The 17,360-nt window shown below is 67.0% G+C and carries 15 protein-coding genes; 9 read left to right on the top strand and 6 right to left on the bottom strand.

What is annotated here, in order from left to right:
• The 9 genes from KF785_04365 (at position 1) to ppk1 (ending at position 10,906) form a co-directional block, all read left to right on the top strand.
• Positions 1-693, top strand: a complete 693-nt coding sequence (locus KF785_04365) for an ABC transporter ATP-binding protein (protein MBX3145979.1) — start codon at positions 1-3, stop codon at positions 691-693.
• Positions 694-696: 3 nt separating this feature from the next.
• Entirely contained in the window at positions 697-1,938 is a 1,242-nt protein-coding gene (locus KF785_04370) for an ABC transporter permease (GenBank protein ID MBX3145980.1), read from the top strand.
• Positions 1,935-3,263 (top strand): ABC transporter permease, encoded by a 1,329-nt coding sequence (locus tag KF785_04375; GenBank protein ID MBX3145981.1) that lies wholly within the window; start codon positions 1,935-1,937, stop codon positions 3,261-3,263. The genes KF785_04370 and KF785_04375 overlap by 4 nt, the downstream gene beginning before the upstream one ends.
• Positions 3,264-3,366: 103 nt before the next feature.
• Positions 3,367-3,717, top strand: coding sequence for a hypothetical protein (locus tag KF785_04380; protein MBX3145982.1), 351 nt, complete (start codon positions 3,367-3,369; stop codon positions 3,715-3,717).
• On the top strand, positions 3,714-4,436 hold the full coding sequence (gene bshB1 / locus KF785_04385; protein MBX3145983.1) for a bacillithiol biosynthesis deacetylase BshB1: 723 nt from the start codon (positions 3,714-3,716) through the stop codon (positions 4,434-4,436). Before KF785_04380 ends, bshB1 begins: the two co-directional genes overlap by 4 nt.
• A 42-nt stretch (positions 4,437-4,478) precedes the next feature.
• On the top strand, positions 4,479-5,657 hold the full coding sequence (locus KF785_04390) for a cysteine desulfurase (GenBank protein MBX3145984.1): 1,179 nt from the start codon (positions 4,479-4,481) through the stop codon (positions 5,655-5,657).
• Positions 5,650-6,708 carry a tRNA 2-thiouridine(34) synthase MnmA gene (mnmA, locus tag KF785_04395; GenBank protein ID MBX3145985.1) on the top strand — a complete coding sequence of 353 codons (1,059 nt, stop codon included), beginning with the start codon at positions 5,650-5,652 and terminating at the stop codon, positions 6,706-6,708. The genes KF785_04390 and mnmA overlap by 8 nt, the downstream gene beginning before the upstream one ends.
• Entirely contained in the window at positions 6,705-8,771 is a 2,067-nt protein-coding gene (locus tag KF785_04400; GenBank protein MBX3145986.1) for a S9 family peptidase, read from the top strand. Before mnmA ends, KF785_04400 begins: the two co-directional genes overlap by 4 nt.
• 47 nt (positions 8,772-8,818) lie before the next feature.
• Positions 8,819-10,906 (top strand): polyphosphate kinase 1, encoded by a 2,088-nt coding sequence (gene ppk1, locus KF785_04405; protein ID MBX3145987.1) that lies wholly within the window; start codon positions 8,819-8,821, stop codon positions 10,904-10,906.
• On the opposite strand, the gene KF785_04410 is transcribed toward ppk1, so the two are convergent.
• The 6 genes from KF785_04410 to KF785_04435 form a co-directional block, all read right to left on the bottom strand.
• Entirely contained in the window at positions 10,865-11,710 is an 846-nt protein-coding gene (locus tag KF785_04410; protein ID MBX3145988.1) for a DUF4249 family protein, read from the bottom strand. The genes ppk1 and KF785_04410 overlap by 42 nt on opposite strands.
• Positions 11,707-14,220, bottom strand: coding sequence for a TonB-dependent receptor (locus KF785_04415; protein ID MBX3145989.1), 2,514 nt, complete (start codon positions 14,218-14,220; stop codon positions 11,707-11,709). Before KF785_04415 ends, KF785_04410 begins: the two co-directional genes overlap by 4 nt.
• Positions 14,221-14,229: 9 nt before the next feature.
• Complete coding sequence (locus tag KF785_04420) at positions 14,230-14,958, bottom strand: hypothetical protein (GenBank protein ID MBX3145990.1); 729 nt, start codon at positions 14,956-14,958, stop codon at positions 14,230-14,232.
• A complete protein-coding gene (locus KF785_04425) occupies positions 14,955-15,473 on the bottom strand; it encodes a sigma-70 family RNA polymerase sigma factor (protein MBX3145991.1) in 519 nt (172 codons plus the stop codon). Before KF785_04425 ends, KF785_04420 begins: the two co-directional genes overlap by 4 nt.
• 108 nt (positions 15,474-15,581) lie before the next feature.
• Positions 15,582-16,673, bottom strand: a complete 1,092-nt coding sequence (locus tag KF785_04430) for a J domain-containing protein (protein ID MBX3145992.1) — start codon at positions 16,671-16,673, stop codon at positions 15,582-15,584.
• Between the two features lie 2 nt (positions 16,674-16,675).
• Entirely contained in the window at positions 16,676-17,248 is a 573-nt protein-coding gene (locus KF785_04435; GenBank protein ID MBX3145993.1) for a nucleotide exchange factor GrpE, read from the bottom strand.
• Between the last annotated feature and the right edge of the window lie 112 nt (positions 17,249-17,360).

The raw sequence follows: 17,360 nt of genomic DNA on the forward strand, positions 1-17,360 counted from the left end.
GTGATTCGGATCGACTCGCTGGTCCGGGAGTACCGGATGGGCGAGGAGCTGGTCCAGGCGCTGCGCGGCGTGACCCTCGAGATTCGTCGCAACGAATACGTGGCCATCATGGGGCCGTCCGGCTCAGGCAAGTCGACCATGATGAACATGCTCGGCTGCCTCGATACGCCCACCTCGGGCGAGTACTGGCTCAACGGCCAGGAAGTGTCGCGAATGACGGACGATGAGCTGGCGCGGGTCCGCAACCGCGAGATCGGCTTCGTCTTTCAGACTTTCAACCTGCTGCCCCGCGCCACCGCACTCGAGAACGTCGAGCTGCCGCTCGTCTATGCCGGGTTGTCGGGCAAGGTCCGTCGCGATCGCGCCCGGGCGGCGCTCGAACGCGTCGGGCTGGGTAACCGGATGGATCATCGCCCCAATGAGATGTCGGGCGGACAGCGGCAGCGGGTCGCGATTGCCCGCGCCCTGGTCAATGAGCCGTCGATCCTGCTGGCCGACGAGCCGACCGGCAACCTCGACAGCGCCACCAGCACAGACGTCATGCGAGTCTTCGGCCTGCTGCACGGGCAGGGCCAGACCATCATCGTGGTGACCCACGAGGCCGACATCGCGGCCCACGCCGAGCGCATCGTCACCCTGCGCGACGGTCGGGTTGCCAGCGATGTCCGCCCCGAGCGAACCGAGGCCGCCTGAGCCATGCCGTTCCTTGAAGCGGTTCGGATGGCGCTGACCACCCTGTGGACTCAGAAGCTGAAGAGCTTCTTCAGTCTGATCGGGGTGCTGATCGGCGTCACCTTCCTGATCGCGGTGGTGTCGATCGTCCAGGGGATGAACGTGTACATGGAGGACGAGTTCGCCAACCGACTGGTCGGACTCAACACCTTCAAGCTGCGCCGGACACCCGACATCAACATGGGCAACATCTCGGACGAGACCTGGCGCGAGTGGTCCCGCCGGCCGCGCATCGACTACGGTGATGCCGACTGGGTCATGGCCAAGCTCAAGACGCCCGCAATCTTTGCCCGCGCCTGCGATGGCGGCACCAACGTGATCGCGGGCGGACGAACCGCCTCCGGCGTGCGCGTGGTTGCTGCGGATCCGCCGATATTCACGATTCGCAACTACGACCTGGCGTCCGGGCGTCCCTTCTCGACCCACGAGGCGAAGCAAGGCTCCCTGGTTGCGGTGATTGGCTTCGAACTCGCCGAGCGCCTCTTTCCCGGCGTCGACCCGCTCGGTCGCTCCGTCACCGTGGGCGGGCTGCCCTATCGCATCATTGGGGTGGTCGAGAAGCAGGGAACGCTGTTCGGCTTCTCGATGGACAACTTCGTGATCACGCCCTTCGAGTCGCCCGCCAACCGGCTGACCTGCCGACTGGGATACATGGACGAGCTGAACGTCCAGACCCCCTCGATCGACCACCTGGTATCAGCCGTGGCCGAAGCCGAAGAGCTGATGCGCATCCGCCGGCGGCTCCGGCCCAACCAGGAGAACAACTTTGCCCTGGAAACCGCCGAGGGCGCCCTCGAAGGATGGCGTCGGATCTCGGCGGTGCTGTTCACCGCTCTTCCGGGCCTGGTGGCGATCTCGCTGGTCGTCGGCGGGATTGTGATCATGAACATCATGCTGATGGCAGTGAGCGAACGCACTCGGGAAATCGGCATCCGCAAGGCGCTGGGGGCCAAGCGGCGCGACATCCTGGCGCAGTTCATCATCGAATCGGCCACGATTTCCACCGTCGGAGCTTCGATCGGCATCGGGCTCGGCATTCTGTTGGCCTATGTGGTCAAGGCAACGACCCCGCTTCCAGCCAGCGTGGCACCGTGGTCGATCGGGGTGGGCGTCTTCGTCGGCGTGTTCGTTGGCATGGTGGCCGGCGTGTACCCCGCCAGCCGCGCGTCGAAGCTGGACCCGATTCAGGCACTGAGGTCTGAATGAGTAACGCCGCCTTGCCCCCCCGCTGGCCGCCGATCCCGGGCGCGTTGCCGCCGGCCGCGCGCCGCAAGCTCGCCAAGGTCAGCCTGCTCGACCCGGCGCGCCTCTTCGAAGGCGTGCTGATTGCGCTCGAGTCGATCCGGGTCAACAAGGCCAGGGCCGCCTTGACCATCCTCGGCGTGGCCATCGGCGTGATGGTCGTGATCGCGATGGCGTCGATGATCACCGGCATCAACCGGTCCGTCAGCGGGATGCTCGAGCAGGCCGGGCCGACCACCTTCATGGTGATGCGACATTTCCAGGGTGGCGTCAACGTCTCGGACGGCACCGAGCGTCCCTGGGAACGAAATCCGTTCGTCACCGCCGACGAAGGGCGAATGATTCGCCGCTTGCCGGGCATTGCGCAGGTGGCCTGGCGTGAGGAAACCAGCGGTCCGGTCAGTGTCGGCCCGGTCAGCCTCAGTTCCGTCTTCGTGATCGGCGCCACCCCCAACATGCTGGACGCTGCGGGCGGCACCCTGGTCCAGGGCCGCAACTTCACCGAGGTGGAAGCGGCCGCCGGCAGTCACGTGGCCATCATCAACGATCGACTGGCCGAACGGGTCTTTCCCGGACTGGACCCGCTGCAGCGACGGGTCAAGATCTTCGGGGTTCCCTTCACCGTCGTCGGGATCTATGCCGAGGCCGCCAGCTTGTTCGGCGGCGCCGCTCAAAACCCGATCGCGGTCATGCCTCACGGCACCTTCACCAAGGTGGCCCAGTATCGCCGGGGCGGGATGTGGATCATGATCAAGCCGGCCGATACGGTCACCGTGGCTGAGGCTCAGGATCGGGTCATCTCGGCGCTGCGGATGTCTCGCGGCCTGCGCCCCAAAGAGGAGAACAACTTCGCCATCGTGACGCAGGACAAGATGCTCGAGGTCTACAACAAGGTCACGGGCGGCTTCTTCCTGGTCATGCTGGCGCTGTCGAGCGTCGGCCTTCTGGTCGGCGGTGTTGGTGTTGTCGCCATCATGATGATCTCGGTCACCGAGCGGACCAAGGAAATCGGGGTTCGCAAAGCGCTCGGTGCCACCCGACGGGAAATCATGTTCCAGTTCCTGGTCGAGGCCGCGACGCTGACGGTGCTGGGTGGCATCATTGGTATGGCCATGGGCGGATCGATCGCCTGGCTGGTCAGCAACTACACGCCGATTCCAGCCGCGGTGCCCCTCTGGTCGGTCGTCGCCGCTCTGGGCGCCAGTATCGTGACCGGCATCTTTTTCGGCCTCTACCCGGCCAGCAAGGCCGCCAAGCTCGACCCGGTCGACGCCCTCCGCTACGAGTAGCAGGTCCAGGCTGCGCCCGTGCCGGACGCAGCCTCCCCGCAGTACCTTTCCATCGTACCACAGCTGACTCGCCGGTTCTACGACTTGCCAAGTGGAGCGTCCCATGCTGCGTACCTCTCGCCCTCGCGCCGGATCGCCCTTCCTGCTGGCCATGGCCGCAGTGTTCTTTCTCAAGTCCTGCGGCACCACCTCGATCCAGAGCCTGCTCGACGAGCCCGGTAAGTACGAAGGGCAGACGGTGCGAGTGGCCGGCTCGGTGACCGGCTCGGTGGGGATTCTGGGCGTCGGTGCTTACCAGATCGACGACGGGACGGGCAAAGTCACCATCGTGACTCAGAGCGGCGTTCCGCGGGAAGGATCCAAAGCAGGCGTCGAGGGCAAGTTCCATTCCGCGTTCACACTCGGTACGCAGACGGCGGCCGTGATCGTGGAAGAGCGCCGGAAGACCCAGTGACCCAGTCGGTTCATGTTCTGGCGGTTGCCGCTCATCGGGATGACGTCGAGCTGACCTGTGCCGGCACCCTGATCAAAGCGGCTGATCAGGGATACCGAACCGGAATTCTCGATCTCACGGCCGGCGAAACCGGCACCCGCGGATCCGCCGCACTCCGCGCCAGTGAAGCAGAGGCCGCCGCCCGGATCATGGGGGTGGCTGAACGGCGCAATGCAGGGTTGCCCGACGCCGGACTGCACAACTCCGACGAGGCGCGCCGGATCGTGGTCGAAGCGATCCGCCATTTCGCGCCCAGGGTCGTGATCCTGCCCTTTCCCGTCGGACGACACCCCGACCACCGAATCGCCTCGGAACTGGCCCGGGATGCCTGTTTCCTGGCCGGTCTGGCCAAGTATCCGGCCGGTGGAATGCCCCATCGCCCGTTCAAGATCCTCTACGCCCTGGCGTATCGGGAAGACCCGGTCAAGCCGACGTTCGTGGTGGATATTACACCACAGTTCGACCGAAAAATGGCCGCGATCCGCTGCTACGCGAGCCAGTTTGATGGGGCAACCAACGCTGGAGAGATCTTTCCCACCGGCCAGGACCTCTACAGCCTGGTGGGAACCCAGAACGCCCACTACGGCTCGCTGATCCGGGCCCGGTTCGGGGAACCGTATTTCACCCACGAGACGGTCGAGATCGACGACATCGTCCAGCTGGGGGTTCAGAGCATGTAGGGGGCTCATCGGCCTCCCGATCCGGGGTTATAATCCCTGTCTATGCCGGTACGACCCGTCTACCTCGACCATGCGGCCACCACCCCGGTGCGCCCTGAGGTGCTCGAAGCAATGCTCCCCTATCTGGGCAGCGGCGCCTTCGGCAATCCGTCCAGCGCCCACCATTTCGGGCGGACCGCCCGCGCCGGGATCGAGCAGGCCCGGCGCCAGGTCGCCACCGCGGTCGGTGCCGAGCCGAACCAGGTTGTTTTCACGTCGGGGGGCACCGAGGCCGACAATCTGGCCATCATCGGCAGCGCGCTCGCTGCGCGCAACCGGGGCCGCCCGATGCGGGTGGTCACCTCGGCCATCGAGCACAAGGCCGTGCTGGCAGCTGCGCACCATGTGGTCACGCTTGGCGGCGAAGAAGACATTCTCCCGGTCGACGGCAGCGGACTGATCGACCAGGCGGCGTTTGCGACCTCCCTGACGCGCGCGCCGGCTATTGCCTCGTTCATGTGGGTCAACAACGAAACGGGGGTCCGCCAGCCGATCGAGGCAATGAGTCGAGCCGCCCGCGAGGCGGGCGTGCCGTTCCACTCCGACGCGGTCCAGGCCTTCGGCAAGCTGCCGATCAATCTCGCCGACGCCTGCTGCACCCTGCTCACGTTGTCCGGGCACAAGATCGGCGCGCCCAAGGGCATCGGCGCGCTGATCGTGTGCGACCGCGGGGTAGTCGACGCCCTGATCCATGGCGGAGGCCAGCAGTTCGGCATCCGTCCGGGCACCGAGAATGTGGCTGGCGCGGTGGCGCTCGGCAAAGCAGCGATCCTGGCAGCGGCGGAGGTTGCGGAGGAAGCAGACCGTCTCGGTCGGCTGCGCGACAAGCTCCTGGCGGAGTTGCGCGCCGTCGTGCCGGACCTGGTCGTCAACGGCGAAGGAGCGCCCCGGGCGCCGCACGTGCTCAGCCTCGCCGTCCCTGGCGCGGAGGCCGAGGCCCTGCTCATGCATCTGGATCTCGCCGGGATTGCGGTCTCGGGCGGGTCGGCCTGCTCGACCGGATCGGTCGAGCCATCGCACGTTCTGGTGGCCATGGGCGTGCCGCGTCCCCTCGCGCTCAGTGCGATCCGCCTGAGCCTGGGCCACGAGACCCGGGACGCCGACATTGCGCAGGTCGTCTCGGTGTTCCCCGGCATCGTCGACAAGGTCCGCAAACTCGCGACGGTACTCGGACGTGCCTGAGAAGATTCTGGTCGCCATGTCCGGCGGGGTCGACAGCTCACTCGCCGCCGCCGTGCTGGTCCAGCAGGGCTATGATGTCGTCGGCGCCACGATGAAGCTTTTCTGCTACGGCGACGAGGTGCCTGATCGTCCCTGCTGTTCGCTCGACTCGATCAACGATGCTCGCGACGTGGCCCACGCCCTCGGGATTCCACACTACGTCCTGAATCTGGAAGATCGCTTCGGCGAGCAGGTCATCACCAACTTCGTTGATGAGTACAGCCGAGGTCGGACCCCGATTCCCTGCGTCCGCTGCAACTCGTTCACCAAGTTCCGAGACCTCCTGGCTCACGCCGACGCGCTTGGCTGCGATGCCATTGCCACCGGGCACTATGCGATTGCCAAAGAGGGCAAGCTGTTCCGCGGCGCCGACCGAAACAAGGACCAGAGTTATTTCCTCTGGGGCATTCCACCTGAGGTGGTGGCCCGGATGCGAACCCCGGTCGGTGCGCTGACCAAGGCCGAGACGCGCGCTGCGGCCCGGACCCTCGGGTTGACCACGGCGGACAAGCCGGAGTCGGTCGAGATCTGCTTCGTGCCGAACGACGACTACGTCAGCGTACTCGAAGCGCGCCTGCCTGCCGATGCACCGGCGCTGGCGCCGGGCCCCGTCGTCACGACTGCGGGAACGCAGATCGGGGAGCATCGCGGCTTCGCCCGATACACCATCGGACAGCGACGCGGCCTGCCCGGCGGCGCGCCGCTGCCCCTCTACGTTGTCGGGATTCGGCCCGCCGACCGCGCCGTCGTGGTCGGCACCGAGGCGGAACTCGCCGGTACCGTCGTGGAGCTCGAAGAGCTCAACTGGCTTGCCGCTCCGCTTGACGCCGGCGATCACTGCGAGGTGCAGATCCGCTATCGCAGTCGGAGCGTGCCCGCCACGGTGCGCACCGTCGGCCCGACCGGTCTGGTCCTCGACCTCCACGAGCCCGCTCGCGCCATCACGCCGGGCCAGTCTGGTGTGCTCTACACGGCCGAGGGCCAGGTCCTGGGCGGAGGAGTGATCAAGTGACCGACCTGCGGCGACTCGCCGCCTGCATCCTCGGGACGTTCGCGCTGTTCGCTGCGCTCGCGGCAAGCCGGCTAGCTGCGCAGAACGGCGGCCGCGCCATGACTGTCGAAGACTTCCTGGCGCTCCAGATCGTCGGCGACCCGCAGCTCTCGCCCGATGGTTCGCTAATCGCGTTCACGGTCACCACGCCTTCGCTCAGCGACGATCGCAACGTGTCCCGGCTCTGGCTCCACAATCTGACCAACGGGTCTACCCGGGAACTGACCCGCGGCGCCGGGTCCGACCTGGCGCCGCGCTGGGCGCGCGACGGTCGGACTCTGGCGTTCCTCTCGACCCGGAGCGGCAGCCCGCAAGTCTGGCGGATCCGGACCGATGGCGGCGAGCCGGTGCAGCTCACCTCACTGCCGAGCGGTGTCAACGAGTACTGGTGGTCTCCCGATACGACCGCATTGTTCGTTGCGGCTGATATCAGCTGGCCTGATACGACCGAGCTGCAGCGCCGGCACGGGGAGTTTCCGACCAATGCCCGGATGTGGACCGGGCTGATGTACCGGCACTGGAACAGTTGGCGGGCCGGCCTCCGCCAGCACCTCTTCCGGATCGACCTGCCGACCGGGCTCGCGACCGACATCACACCGTTCGACCACGATGTCCCGACGCTGGCGCTGGGTGGCCGTGACGTAGCGATCTCGCCGCTCGGTACGGAGCTGGCAATCGTCTTCAACGCCGACTCCGTCGTGGCCACCAGCACCAACAACGACATCTACCTGATCGGGCCGGATGGCACCGGTCTGGTTCCGATGACGCGGAACCCCGGCAACGACCATAGCCCATCCTATGCGCCCAACGCGCGCTGGATCGCCTACCTGTCGATGCGCACACCCGGCTTCGAGGCCGACCGACAGGAGCTGATGCTGTACGACCGGGCCAGCGGCGATCATCGGTCGCTCACCGGCGACTGGGACGCGAGCATCCTGGCCTTCAACTGGGCGCCCGACTCGCGCTCGATCGTTGCCGAGGTCGAGATGCGCGGCGAACGGCAGCTGCATCGCATCGACCTCGCCAGCAGCCGCCGCACCCTGATGGTCTCGGGCGGATCGAGTTCGGCTCCGCAGCTGGCTCCGTCCGGCAACGCCATGATCTACCTGCACCAGACCGCGGCCGCGCCTCCCGAGATCTATCTGCTGCCGTTGGTGGGCCGCGGACCGCTGACGGCACGCAAGCTGACCTCGCTCAACGCCACACTGCTGGCCGATATCGAGTTGACGCCGGTGGAAACCTTCGGTTTTGTCGGCGCCAATCGCGACAGCGTCTTCGGCCTGCTGGTCAAGCCGCCCGGCTTCGATCCGGCCCGCAAGTATCCGGTCGCCTACCTGATCCATGGCGGGCCTCAGAGCGCCTGGACCGACACCTGGCACCTGCGCTGGAACTACGCGCTCTTTGCCTCGCGTGGTTACGTCGTCGCCGGCGTGAATTTTCATGGTTCCACCGGGTACGGCCAGGCCTTCACCAACAGCATTTCCCGCCGCTGGGGCGACCTGCCCTACCAGGATCTGATGCGCGGGGTCGAGTATCTCGAACGGCTGCCCTACGTCGACGGCACCCGGATCGGCGCGGCCGGCGCCTCGTACGGCGGCTACATGATTTACTGGATGGCCGGTCGGACCACCCGCTTCAAGACGCTGGTGGCCCACAGCGGCATCTTCAACACCGAGAGCATGGCAAGCACGACCGAGGAGCTCTGGTTTCCGATCTGGGAGTTTGGCGGATCGCCGATTTCGCCGGAAGCGCGAACCCTGCTGGCGCAGTGGTCGCCGGCCAACTTCGTGACGCAGTGGCAAACCCCGATGCTGATCAGTCACGGTCAGCAGGATTTCCGGGTCGACGTGTCGGAAGGGTTTCAGGCCTTCACCGCGCTGCAGCTCCGCGGCATCGCGTCCAAGTTTCTCTATTTCCCAGACGAGGGGCACTTCGTTCAGAAGCCGCGGAACCGGCGGCTCTGGTGGAACGTGGTGCTCGACTGGCTCGACCAGTATCTGACCCCGGCATCCGGCGACCCGTGACCGAGTCGTTACGCGCAGAGGGCCACACCGGCCCTATGTTCGCCCCTATGCCGATTCCCGCCGACACCCCCTCGGTCGACCTGCGCCACCCGGCGCTCTACATCAATCGCGAACTCTCCTGGCTCGAGTTCAACCGGCGGGTACTCCACGAAGCCGAGGATCCGCGAACGCCGTTGCTCGAACGGCTCAAGTTTCTGGCGATCTTCGCGTCGAATCTGGACGAGTTCTTTCAGGTCCGCGTCGCCGGTCTTCGCAAGCAGGTCGCGGCGCGATACCAGGACCCCGCTGCCGACGGTTTGACAGCGGAGGAGCAGCTGACCGCGATCTCGACCGTGGTTCGTGAGCTGCAGCGCCACCACGACCGCTGCCTGATGCAGGACGTGCTGCCGGCCCTCGCCGCCGCCGGGATCGAGCTGATCGTCGACTGGAATGCGCTGACGGAGGCGGATCGTGCGCACCTGGCTCGCTATTTCACCGACCAGGTGTTTCCGGTGCTGACGCCGCTCGCCGTCGATCCGGGCCATCCCTTTCCGACCATCTCGAACCTGAGCATCTCGCTGGCCGTCACGCTCCGAGGCCCCGAGGGCGACGAGCACTTTGCCCGCGTCAAGGTGCCCAAGATTCTGCCGCGCTGGGTCCCGCTCCCGGGCGGCACCAGGTTCGTGCCGCTCGAGACCCTGATTTCGGCGCATCTCGAGGCCCTCTTCCCCGGCATCGAGATCCTCGGCGCCTACGCCTTCAGGATTACCCGCAATACCGATCTGGAAATCGATCCTGAAGAGGCCGAGGATCTGCTGTCGCTGATTCAGGAGGAGGTGCGGAACCGGCGCTTTGCCGAGGTGGTTCGGCTCGAAGTGCAGCCGGCCACGCCGCCGTCGCTGCGCAACCTGCTCACTGCCGAGCTGACAGCCGACCAGGACCCCGCCGAACTACCGCTTGGTGAGCATGAGACGTACGAAGTGGCCGGACTGCTCGACGCCGGCGACCTGATGTCGCTGGCCTCGATCGAACGGCCCGAGCTGCGCGACCCGCCCTTCGTACCGGTGACTCAGGCCCGACTCTCAGGCACGCCAAACTTGTTCGACGTGATCCGAGAGGGGGAGGTCTTCGTCCACCATCCCTACGACAGCTTTACCACCTCGGTCGAGCGCTTCCTGCAGCTCGCCACCGAGGACCCCGACGTTCTCGCCATCAAGATGACGCTCTATCGCACCGGGGGCGACTCGCACATCGCGCGAATGCTCGCCAACGCGGCCGAGCGCGGCAAGCAGGTGGCGGTCCTGATCGAGCTGCAGGCACGCTTCGACGAAGAGAACAACATTCAGTGGGCCCAGCGGTTCGAGGACGTCGGCGTTCACGTCAGCTATGGGATTCCGGGCCTCAAAACCCACGCCAAGGTGATCCTGGTGGTCCGGCGCGAGGGCGAGACGATCCGGCGTTACGTTCACATCGGCACCGGCAACTACCAGCCGAAGACGGCGCGCCTGTACACGGATTTCGGCCTGTTCACCGCCGACGCGGCGCTTGGCGCCGATCTGTCGGATCTCTTCAACGTGCTCACCGGATTTGCCGCGCCCGCGGGCTATCGAAAGCTGCTCGTGGCCCCGGGCGGAATGCGCCCGCGACTGATTCAGCTGATCGAACGGGAGGCGCAGCACGCCCGCGCGGGCCGGCCGGCGCGGCTCCTTGCCAAGATGAATGCCCTCAATCACGTCGACGTGATGCGGGCCTTGTACGAGGCGTCACGCGCCGGAGTCCAGATCGACCTGATCATTCGCGGTATCTGTGCGCTCAGGCCCGGCGTACCCGGCGTGAGTGACAACATCCGGGTCATCAGTGTCATCGGTCGATTCCTGGAGCACTCACGGGCCTGGTACTTCGAGAACGGCGGCGAGCCGGACGTCTATATCTCGTCCGCCGACTGGATGCCGAGGAATCTCGATCGCCGGATCGAATCGGCCGCGCCGCTGGGCACAGCGGCGCATCGCGAGACCGTGCGCGAACTGCTCGAATTGATGTGGCGGGACAACCGCCAGGCCTGGGAACTCGCGGCCGATGGCAGCTGGACTCAGCGTCGACCCGATGCCGAGGGGTTAGTTGCTACGCAACAGACGTTGATCGACCGCCATCGCTGATCCCAGGCCAGCGGGCCCTTGTGTCGATCGATCGACCGTGCGGATCCGGCGGACCCACGCACCCAGCACGCCATGCCCTCCGTGGACATTTTGTTTCGGCTGGACGGTAAACGGCCCGCCGACCCCCGTCGTGAAGTATTCGAACAGCTCCCGATTGACCGCAATGACGGCCACCTCGACCGCGCGGGTCCGGTCCGCCGGAATCGCTGCCGCTGGCACGATGGTGTCGATCCTCGCCTCACCAGTAACACCGGCCCACGGCGAGCCAAAGCCCTCGCAGATCGGCGGGTTGGTCAGGCAGTCCGGGCTGGCCCGCACGTTGACGATGTAGCGGAACGCCCCCGCGCTGGGCGACCAGACTGCAGTCAAACCCGTCGAGCCAGGCGGATCTCCGCGAGCATCGAGCGCCGTGATCTCAAAATCGGAAGGTACCGTGGTCGACGCAGTCGCCGTGGGGCGCCCTGGAGCCGTCACCGTGACCCGATACCGCCGACCCGGTTCAACCCTGGCCTCGAACACCATTGCATACGAGGTACCCTGACCCTCGACCGGCGCCGCCGTCGCCACCGTCGTGAGTCCACCATCGGGGCCAACCTCGCTGAGCACAGCGTCGAGCCGCGTAATCGGCAGGCCGTCGGTCTGGTCGACATACACGACCTGATACGACGAGTCGGCCACCAGGACCCCGAAGAGGTGCAGCGAACCGTCGGTCAGGTCCGGAATGTCCGGCGCCGCTGGGTCACCGCAGCCAAGCAGGCATGCGCCCGCCGCCAGCGACGCGGTCAGGCGCGAGAGGAAGCTCATGGCGATGCACCCTTCGAACTCGCAACGGTAATATCGATGCCGAGGACCGGAATCCTGGGCAGCTGACGCCGCGGGAGGTACTCGAGCGTGTTGGCCAGCCCGCCCGGCTGGACCCGATATCCGGTTACGTTGCGGCGACCGGTCAGGTTGATCAGCCCGGCAAACGGCGACACCTGCACGCTGCCGATCCGCCACGATCCCGACACCGTCAGGTCCGCACGGACGTACACCGGGAGCTGCCCCTGGGTGGTCGACCAGATCGGGAAATCCGCATCGGTCCGTCGCCGCACCGTGCCCGTCACCGGATCGAACTCGCTGCCGGTGAACATCCCCTGCTCGGCCCAGAACGGCTGTCCGGTCGCCGCCGCAATCCGGTGCGAGACGGTTCCCCAGCTGCCCAGCCGGAGCTGGAACACCCCGTCGAGGGTGTGGCGCCGGTCCCAGAGCGGTCGGTACTCATCACCCCGATCATCGATGACCGACGAGACGAGCGGTGCATAGGTAACCCACCCGGTGAGCCGACCCGATGGTTTGGCCAGCGACAGCTCGAGACCGGTGACCGTCCCGGCATCGAACCCGAGTCCCTCGAGATCCCGCGTGCCCGAAGGACGCCAGCGAGGCAGCCCGGTCAGCCGGCGATGCACGACCGCGGCTTCGATCTTCCATCCCCGTCCCAGGTTCCTTGCTGCCGCGAGCTCGAAGGCCGTCGCGCGCGCGCGAGGCTCCGCCGAATCAGGCAGCAGCCAGAACGGAACGCCGAGAATCGGTAGCCGGTCGTCGCGAAGCGCAAAAAGCGCCTGCTCGGTACGCGTGACCGACGCGGTCACCTGGCCACCGTCAGGCAATCCCAATCGCATCGCGAGGCGCGGCTCGACACTCCACCGCCTCCCGGTGCTCCACCGGGTCAGTCGCACGCCAGGCGCCACGACCATCGGGCCGATCCGCTGCTCCAGTTCGAGCGAAGAGGACAACTCCACCAGGCGACGGTCGGCCCGGTCATCCAGATACCCGGGCGACGCAGAATCGCCCGCAAGCTTGGCAGACGTCGCGGTCGCCGAGGCATCGAACCGGACCTTGCCGCGTCCGATCGGTCCTCCGACGGCGACGGACGCGCCCCGCATCCGGGTCCGTCCCGCCGTGACCGCGCCGTCGACCCGCAAGGCAGTATCGCCCAAGGCAAGGAGGCTGCGATAGCTGCTGCGCCAGAGGCTCGCCGACGCCTCGACGCCTCGCGGCGGCGTCAGACGCCAGGTCAGCGACGCGACCCGATTGCCCCAGCTCGAGAAGAGCGGCGCTGATCCCTGATCGATGAAGAAAAGATCCTCGACGAACTTGTCGCCCGACCCGTACCCAGTGACGGTGATCTCCTGATGGCGACCGGGCTTGACGCGCACCGTCCCCTGGATGTCCCAGAACCAGTAGGGCATGTCGATGTCGAACGGACCGCTCTCGCCAAACCCGAGATTGGTGCGGCGCCCTGCCAGGAGCCACGACCCGCCCTGACCGATCGGTCCCGAGCCAGCCAGCCGGGACGTCAGCACCGTTGCCCCGCCGGTCAGGCGAGTCCGGTCCGGCCGCGCCGAGCGAACGCTGATCACCGAGCCGAGCGCACCACCGATGCGGGCCGGCAGGGAGCCGCGCAGCACCTGGACTTCATCGACCGCATCCGGGCTGAACGCGCCGAAGAGTCCGAACATATGGTACGGAGCAAGCACCGGCGCGCCGTCGAGCAGAAACAGGGTGTGTTCGGGGGCGCCACCGCGTATCGCCGGGTGGGCGTTGATGTCATTGGCCGCGCCGACACCGGCGGTGGCCTGGAGGGCACGAAGCACGTCCGGCTCGAAGGCCGGCGGCACCGAGCGGAGTTCTTCGCGCGACATCCGGGTAAACCCGGTGGCCAGCGCCCCGGCGAGGTCGCCGGGAGGAGCGAGCGTCGAAACCCGCGGTGACCGTGGTGCAACGACCACGTCCAGGGTCGGTAGATCCCGCGGGCGTGGCACCAACCGGACGGAGATCCTCTGGACCCCGCTGCCGCGCGAGATCACAGTATCGAGTGAGACATAGCCGAGTCGCTGGACCTGAAGCCGATAGGGGCCAGGATCGAGCCCGCGAAAGGTGACCCGCCCGCCGGCCGAGGTGCGGACCTGCCCGCCAAGCGTCAGCGTCGCCAGATCGAGCGGACCGCCGTCGTCACCCAGGACCGTGACCTCGAGGCGGGCGCGGTCAGCCTCCCCGCGCGGCGTCAGGCCGATCTCGATTCGCGTCGTAGCGCCGGCTGCCACGTCCACCCGCAGGGTCACTACCGAGTAGCCGTCCGCAGCAATCGACACCTGCCAGCGGCCGGCCGGGATCTCCCGGAAAGAGAACCGCCCGGCCGGGTCCGTCTCGACCCGGCGTTGGAGGGAGTCGACCGTGACGACCGCGCCGGCAATCGGGAGTCCGGCGTCGCTGCGCACCGTGCCGTCGATACCCCCGGTGGCAAGCTGGACCAGCCCGAGGAGCGCGAGCATGAGCACCGCCTAACGGCCCAGCTCGAGCACGAGGCGACTCCCGGTCGTCCCGGTTGCCTCGGCGCGAAGCCGCGCGCCATCGGATACGATGACGGTGACCCCGCCCAGCGAGATCCGCCCCACCATCCCTTTGGGAACCCCAACTTCGACGACACCGCCGGCCAGGTCCGTCACACTGACGCCGTCACCCGCCACCCGAAAGCGGGCCTGAGCTGCCGCGCCGCGTCCTCGCACCGCCAGCTCGACCCCGTCAGTGATCGAGACGTCGAGCCGGAAGGGGCCCCCTGCCGTCAGGCGGACCTCGGCCAGCCCGGACGCCGGTACCACAGCCACCCCGACCGGCGGAGGCTCGCGCTGAACCGCGGACGGCGACGGCTCGCCTCCATCAGCCGATCGGCCCTCGCGGAGCACAACCTGCGCAGCAAGAGCAGCGACGAGTAGCACCGACCCGGCCAGCAGGATGGGCCGCAGCCGCCACGAACGCGCAGGCCGGGGAAAGGGCTCGACCGGAAGAATGACTCGTTCGCCCGCGTCGCGACGGGCGCGGATCGCTGCGAAGCCAGCCATCGGAAGCTCGCATGCCGTGACCTCGGTCACGACCATGCGGAGCTTCCGGACGTGCAGCAGCTCATCACGGCACTGCTGGCATCCCTCGAGATGGCGGCGCACCCGCCGCCGACGCCCGGGATCCAGGGCGTCGAGACCCGCCAGCTCGCCCGCTGATCGATGCAGCCTCATGCGCCCTCCTCCGGACCGAGCAGGGCCCGAACCGCGCGCCAGGCACGATGCAGCCGGACCCCCGACGCCCCGGGACTGATTCCGAGCATCTCGGCGATCTCGTCATGCGTGAAGCCGTCGACTTCCTTGAGGAGCAGGACCTGGCGGAGGGTGTCGGGAAGCCGGTCCAGGGCGTCCGCGACGGCCAGGCGATCGAGTACGCCGGAGTCGCCCCCGCCGGACGCCGGTCGATCAAACGCGGCCGCAAAGGCCGTCTCACGCCGACCCCGCCGCAGCCGCATCAGGGCCGCCCGCGCCGTCAGCCGGCGGAGCCAGGCGCCGAGTTTGCCTTCCTCGCGGTAGCGGCCAAGCGCTTCGGGCAAGCCGACGAACACGTCCTGCAGCGTGTCCTCGGCGTCGGCCCGATTCCCGAGAATTCGGTAGGCGGTGCCGAGGACCTCGGCCCCATGCGCCGCGTACAGCACCGCAAGCGCCTCCATCGAGCCCTTTCGGGCCTGGGCCACGGCATCCGCCATTGGTGGTGTATGATCTGGAGGGGATCGTTCCGGCACCCGGGCTCAACTCGTCGATGGTCGGAGAACCAATGCACGGCGAACCCGGAATCTTACTTCAGGCGGGACACCTCAGTGCGGGAGACCGGCCGAGTCGGCAAACTGCTTGAAGAGTTCCTCCTGCTCCGGCGTCAGCGCCTCCGGCATGTTGACGGCAATCTCGACCAGCTGGTCGCCCCGGCGGTCCGCCTTGGCGATGCCCATTCCCTTGATCCGGAAGCGCTTGCCCGGAGGCGTGCCGGGCGGCACCTTGAGCACAACCTTCTTGCCATCGATCGTCTTGACCCGAATCCTGGTTCCGAGAACGGCCTGTGCCAGGTTGATAGGAACTTCGCAGATCACATCGAGCCCGTCCCGCGAGAAGAACCGATCGCTCTGCACCTCGAACGTGACCAGCAGGTCGCCTGCCTGCGCACCGTCGGCGCCCGGCTCGCCCTGACCCTTGAGGCGAACCTTGGTTCCCGACTCGGTACCGGGCGGCACCGTGATCATCACAGTCTTGTCGGATCGCAGCTCGCCTGCGCCCTGGCAGGTCGGGCATTTCTGCGACGGCACCTTGCCCCGGCCCCGACAGAGGGGACACGGCCGATTGACCGCAAAGCCACCTTGCCCAAAGGAAATGCTGCCTCGGCCCTTGCACTCGGGACACTGGGAGATCGTGGCGCCCGGCGCACCACCGCTACCTCCGCACGAGGTGCAGGGACCGGTCACGGGCAGCGTCACCGGCACCTTGCCGCCCAGCGCCGCGGTCCGGAAAGGAATCTCGAGCACCGTCTCGAGCGTTTCGCCACGAGTCGGGCCCTTCTTGCCGCCGCGTCCGAAGATCGATGAGAAGATGTCGCCCAACCCCATCGACCCGAACTCACCGAAATCGAAGGTCTCGGTTGGCCCCGAGGCCGGACGCCCGGCGCCGCCGGGACGAGCCGCCCGCCCGGTATCGAAGGCCCCCAGCCGGCGCATCTGATCGTACTGCTTCCGCTTGTCCGCATCCGACAGCACGCTGTGCGCCTCGGCGACCTGCTTGAAGGTCTCCGCAGCTGCCGGGTTGTTCGGATTGGCGTCCGGGTGATACTGCTTGGCAAGCCGGCGGTAGGCTTTCTTGATCTCGTCGGCCGAGGCGGCTTCGGAGACGCCGAGAATCTGATAGAAATCCTTCGAGGCCACGGTCAGGCGGTTCCTTCGCCCAGGTACACCTGGACCCGGGCCGGGCGGATCAGAATGCCCTTGTACCGGTAGCCGACCTGAAAGGTCGCACTGACGGTGTTGTCCTGGTCGGCCGCCGGCGAGGGCACCGTCGACACCGCCTCCGCCACCGTGGGATCGAATGCCGCCCCGGTGGGATCGATGGTCTCGAGGCCCGCCGCTTCCAGCCGCTTATGGAACTTCTGACCGATCAGATCGACGCCTTCACGATACGGAGCGGCCGGTCCGTTCCAGTCGCTGTCGGTCAGCCGATCGAGGTCGTCCATGACCTCGAGAACCTTGCCGATCATTTTTCCTTCGGCCCGATCGGACAGCTCGATCCGCTCGCGCGCCACCCGCTTCCGGAAGTTGTCGAACTCCGCAGCAAGACGCAGGTAACGATCGTTGGCGTCCTCGAGCTGCTCGGCCAACCGCCTGACAGCACTGTCCGTCGGTTCCTGAGGCAGCCCTCCGTGACCGGAACCCGGCTCGGGGGCCGCCGTCTCGGGCACGGCAGGATCAGGGAGCTCGTTTTCTTCAAAAGGCCGTTCGGTCATTACTACGCATCCCGTTCGTTTCGTTCGGTCGTTTTGGCTAGATCAAAGCGGCAGTAGCGCCACTGATCGCGAAGACCCGTGCCGCAGCGCATGATGCACCTCACTTACGGCA

The sequence above is a fragment of the Gemmatimonadales bacterium genome, assembly GCA_019637315.1.
In the GTDB taxonomy this organism is placed as follows: Bacteria; Gemmatimonadota; Gemmatimonadetes; order Gemmatimonadales; family GWC2-71-9; genus SHZU01.

What these genes read in the sequence shown, in the direction of transcription:
- KF785_04370 (MBX3145980.1), top strand. Translation starts at nt 697, where the DNA reads ATGCCGTTCCTTGAAGCGGTTCGGATGGCGCTGACCACCCTGTGGACT.
- KF785_04375 (MBX3145981.1), top strand. Translation starts at nt 1,935, where the DNA reads ATGAGTAACGCCGCCTTGCCCCCCCGCTGGCCGCCGATCCCGGGCGCG.
- KF785_04380 (MBX3145982.1), top strand. Translation starts at nt 3,367, where the DNA reads ATGCTGCGTACCTCTCGCCCTCGCGCCGGATCGCCCTTCCTGCTGGCC.
- KF785_04390 (MBX3145984.1), top strand. Translation starts at nt 4,479, where the DNA reads ATGCCGGTACGACCCGTCTACCTCGACCATGCGGCCACCACCCCGGTG.
- ppk1 (MBX3145987.1), top strand. Translation starts at nt 8,819, where the DNA reads ATGCCGATTCCCGCCGACACCCCCTCGGTCGACCTGCGCCACCCGGCG.
- KF785_04410 (MBX3145988.1), bottom strand. Translation starts at nt 11,710, where the DNA reads ATGAGCTTCCTCTCGCGCCTGACCGCGTCGCTGGCGGCGGGCGCATGC.
- KF785_04415 (MBX3145989.1), bottom strand. Translation starts at nt 14,220, where the DNA reads ATGCTCGCGCTCCTCGGGCTGGTCCAGCTTGCCACCGGGGGTATCGAC.
- KF785_04420 (MBX3145990.1), bottom strand. Translation starts at nt 14,958, where the DNA reads ATGAGGCTGCATCGATCAGCGGGCGAGCTGGCGGGTCTCGACGCCCTG.
- KF785_04425 (MBX3145991.1), bottom strand. Translation starts at nt 15,473, where the DNA reads ATGGCGGATGCCGTGGCCCAGGCCCGAAAGGGCTCGATGGAGGCGCTT.
- KF785_04435 (MBX3145993.1), bottom strand. Translation starts at nt 17,248, where the DNA reads ATGACCGAACGGCCTTTTGAAGAAAACGAGCTCCCTGATCCTGCCGTG.